Genomic DNA, 3,679 nt, shown 5'->3' with positions numbered 1-3,679 from the left:
AAAGGTATGTCTGATGCTATACAGGCCGTATACCCAGAGACAAAGCATCAGCTTTGTATTGTTCATCAAATTAGAACTCTTTAAAGTATGTACCTTACAAAGATAAAAAAGAAGTGGCAAGAGAGTTAAAGAAAATATATGATGCTGAAACTATTGATATAGCCGAAGATGAGCTTAGAAACTTTGCAAGTAAGTATGTGCCAAATACCCATTAATTTCAAAGTCATGGCTGAATAACTGGGATAATTTGACTGTATTCTTGCAATACCCTCCAAAAATTCGTAAAGTAATTTATACTACTAATGTGATAGAGTCGCTTAATAGCCAATTTAGGAAAGTTATTAAAAATAAAAAGATATTTCCTAAAGATGACTTTGTTTTCAAGTCATTATATTTGACTAAAAAATGGTCTATGCCTGTGAGATATTGGAATGAGGCTATGCCTTACTTCGCTATCGAATTTGAAGATAGAATTCAGAGGTTTATGTAAGTGAATTTACACAGCTAATTGGAAAGGCTCTAATAGTATTTTTGCTTCATATTTAGGAACAAGTCTATTTAATACATCAGTAGCTCATTTTCTAAACTTAGTTGCTTTTGCTGAATTTACTCTGTAACCAACAGATATAATCATATCAAGATTGTAATAATTTATTTTTCTATTTTTTCCATCTTTTGCAATCCGTTCCAAAATGGAGCAAGTTGAATTTTTATCTAACTCATCACTTTTATAAATATTGCCTATATGCTTAACTATCGCTGGACGATTTACATCAAATATAGATGCTATATCATCAGCATTTAGCCAAATTGTTTTATCTTCTATAGATAACTCTAGTTTGACATTACCATCCTCATAAACAAGTATATTGCTAATATATAACCTTTATTTGGTCATTCTATGGCTTGACCATACAATTCATTTCTATATCTGTATTATAATCTTGTATATAGATATTGCGGTTAGTGCTGTAGTATGACTATCTTACCGAAATTCTCCTTCAAATTTTGAAGGGTTGGCAGTCGCTAGACTGTTGGAATAGTATTTTTATTCCTCTGTTTTTATAATTTGCTAGTATACATAATTCATTGGTTTAAAACTTTTTCTTATTACATTTGCTCTGCAAAGTTAAAATCATCTTCAACAACTTCTAACCCAAACATATCTATCCTTTGAAATTATAAATTGAACTAAGAATAAACAAATTAATAAGAATAAGATCTTCTTGCTTCTTTCTTAGCTCTACTTATAGCTGCTTTTTTAGCCATTTTTCTCTTTTGTGTTGGTTTTACGTAATGCTGTCTATCTCTAAGCTCTTGTTTGATACCCGCTTTTTCACAAGCTCTTTTGAAATTTCTTAGACTAATATCAAAAGGTTTTTTGGGGTCAACTATTATTCTTGGCATATTGTCCTCTCTTAATTTTAGAATATTAAGAACTATTAAAGTTCTTTTAGGGTTAAAAACTTATTATTAGCAAAATAGCAATGAAGTATCTAAAGAAGATTTAGAGGCTTTATTTTATTTATACCCTATTAATAGTAATACAAAGTATCTACTAAAGATACATATTATGGAGACATATCTTGAATATAACTAAGATTATGCTCTTATTTCAGAGTATAATGATCATCTATTTAATAATATTGACTTAGAATGATTGATCCAAAAAATACATTCATTGACTTTGAAAATAATAAAATGTTAGAAATTATTTTTAATGATATAACTAATTTAGTTAAGAAAATAAGAAAATCAAAAAAAATAAGTATAGCTCAAGCAGCAGAAATGAGTATATTAAATACTGAAATTATGGAACAGTTTATTAATTTGATAAACCATATGACAGATAGAGATTTTAATGATAATAAAGAATCATCGATGATAGAAAGCTGTTTGGATTTTCAGGACTTATGCTTATACTTGAAAGACATAGATCAATATGAAGAAGACTTTGATTTAACCAAAATACCGAAATTTCATTAAAAAGCTTTCAATTAACACTTTTATACTATATGATTGGTGATAGTTATTTATATTGTAACTTTATTTGACTACTACGAAACTAATATATCAGAAGTTTATTTCCAATATTCTATCCTTTATAAGTAAATCGTTAAAGTTTGAAACTAAGCCCAATGTGATTTAACTTATATAAACAACAAAACAAAAGGAAATAAAACAATGAGACAAGGTACAGTTAAGTTTTTTAATACATCTAAAGGATTCGGATTCATAGAGCCACAAGATGGCGGTAAAGATGTATTCGTTCATATCAGTGCAGTTGAAAATGCTGGTTTAAGCTCTCTACGTGAAGGTGAAAAAATAAGCTTTGAAGTAGAAGAAAACAGAGGCAAAATGGCTGCTGTTAATATAAAATCTATCTAATCTAATTATCCTTATGATTTATAATTATAAGGATATTCTTTTTCTCTCTTTTGGAATGAAATTATCTTTTTCTTCTTAACTAATCCGTCTTTTATATCTGTAGAATCTGATAATACTTTTATTTTTGATTTATTTTCTTTGGTTAAAGTAATATTTGCTAAATAATCATTTATTATTTTAGATATAGATCGAGTAGCACTATCCCAAAGATAGTTTGATACATGATTGACTCCATAATAATCTATAGTCCCTACTTTAAACATAGGATTATTAAGCGTAGTTGGTTTAGCAAAAAAGAATCCCATACCTTCATTACAACTAATATCTATGACCAAACATCTAGGACTTATCTTCTCAAGATCTTTTTCTTTTATAAACATTATTGGTTTTATTAGATCTTGAGAGATTCCATTGACTATAATATCTGATTTATTAAGTAGTTCGACAAACTTCTTGCTATCAGATATATTTTGGGGTGCTGTAATATATTTACATCCCTTGATTACATTCGGTAATGTTGCGATACTATAGCGTGTACATACGGTTATATCTTTATACTCTCTAGATAATAAAGCATGTATAGCTCCTCGACTTACTGATCCAAAACCTATTACTAATATTTTCTTTTGATTACCATATCTACCATCAACACCCTTTAAACTAAGAGCATGTAAAATAGCACTATAGCCTGCTAACTCATTTGCCTCATGAAATACATTTTTCTTTATTTTTTCCTCATTATCACAAGAAAACATAGATTCAAAAGAAATAAGTGCTAGTTTTTTATCGATAGCTAATTGTGCTATCTCTTTATCTCTGACACAATTTGTCCAGCCCCAGATTGTACCACCCTCTTTAATTTGAGCTAGATCTTTTGATGATGGAGCTAGCAATATTATATTGCCAATATTTTCTAATATTTCTTGACGTGAAACTACTCCAGCTGTTAAACTAGCAATTTTTTCATCAGAAATACCAAAAGATTTTCCATAACCAGCTTCAAAGACAAGACTATTTCTAATATCTCTAGGTATTTTCAAACTAGATTGTATTCTCAATGTTTATAAAGATACCAAAATGTACTTCATTAGGTGTCAAGTAATTTAAACATTTCTTAGGTCTATTATTCAAGTCTATCTGTAACTTTCTAATGTATTGATGAGATATATTGTTAAAGTTAGTACCTTTAGGTATAAATTGTCTGATATACCTATTCATGTTTTCATTAGTACCTCTTTGCCAAGGACTGTATGGATCAGCAAAGAATACTTTGATGCCAGTCTTGCTAGTT

The 3,679-nt window shown here is 28.8% G+C and carries 6 protein-coding genes and 1 pseudogene; 3 read left to right on the top strand and 4 right to left on the bottom strand.

What is annotated here, in order from left to right; translation table 11 throughout:
* Window positions 1–490 (top strand): annotated as a pseudogene (locus F8C69_RS11235) (IS256 family transposase); the annotation flags it as partial.
* A gap of 84 nt (window positions 491–574) precedes the next feature.
* Here the strand turns inward: F8C69_RS11235 and rhuM are convergent.
* Both rhuM and rpsU read right to left on the bottom strand, forming a co-directional pair.
* On the bottom strand, window positions 575–694 hold the full coding sequence (gene rhuM / locus F8C69_RS10870; protein ID WP_268892361.1) for a RhuM family protein: 120 nt from the start codon (window positions 692–694) through the stop codon (window positions 575–577).
* Window positions 695–1,206: 512 nt separating this feature from the next.
* Window positions 1,207–1,407, bottom strand: a complete 201-nt coding sequence (rpsU, locus tag F8C69_RS09595; RefSeq protein WP_014715333.1) for a 30S ribosomal protein S21 — start codon at window positions 1,405–1,407, stop codon at window positions 1,207–1,209.
* Window positions 1,408–1,656: 249 nt separating this feature from the next.
* Here rpsU and F8C69_RS09590 point away from each other — a divergent pair, with 249 nt between their 5' ends.
* Both F8C69_RS09590 and F8C69_RS09585 read left to right on the top strand, forming a co-directional pair.
* Window positions 1,657–1,986, top strand: a complete 330-nt coding sequence (locus tag F8C69_RS09590) for a hypothetical protein (RefSeq protein WP_159185004.1) — start codon at window positions 1,657–1,659, stop codon at window positions 1,984–1,986.
* A 198-nt stretch (window positions 1,987–2,184) separates the two neighbouring features.
* Window positions 2,185–2,388: a cold-shock protein gene (locus F8C69_RS09585; protein ID WP_003033554.1), complete on the top strand. Its 204-nt coding sequence runs from the start codon at window positions 2,185–2,187 to the stop codon at window positions 2,386–2,388.
* 11 nt (window positions 2,389–2,399) lie between these two features.
* Here F8C69_RS09585 and F8C69_RS09580 read toward each other — a convergent pair whose 3' ends face one another.
* Both F8C69_RS09580 and F8C69_RS09575 read right to left on the bottom strand, forming a co-directional pair.
* Entirely contained in the window at window positions 2,400–3,428 is a 1,029-nt protein-coding gene (locus F8C69_RS09580; protein ID WP_234393511.1) for a saccharopine dehydrogenase NADP-binding domain-containing protein, read from the bottom strand.
* A 1-nt stretch (window position 3,429) separates the two neighbouring features.
* Window positions 3,430–3,679, bottom strand: a 250-nt coding sequence (locus F8C69_RS09575) for an IS30 family transposase (RefSeq protein ID WP_159185003.1), incomplete at its 5' end; no start/stop codon positions are given.

It is taken from the genome of Francisella noatunensis subsp. noatunensis, from assembly GCF_009823375.1.
GTDB classification, from domain to species: Bacteria; Pseudomonadota; Gammaproteobacteria; order Francisellales; family Francisellaceae; genus Francisella; species Francisella noatunensis.
This window is presented reverse-complemented; position numbering and strand designations above follow the sequence as displayed.

Bases quoted from the DNA above. Each gene is read 5' to 3' on its own strand.
- F8C69_RS09585 (WP_003033554.1), top strand. From the start codon at position 2,185: ATGAGACAAGGTACAGTTAAGTTTTTTAATACATCTAAAGGATTCGGA.
- F8C69_RS09590 (WP_159185004.1), top strand. From the start codon at position 1,657: ATGATTGATCCAAAAAATACATTCATTGACTTTGAAAATAATAAAATG.
- rpsU (WP_014715333.1), bottom strand. From the start codon at position 1,407: ATGCCAAGAATAATAGTTGACCCCAAAAAACCTTTTGATATTAGTCTA.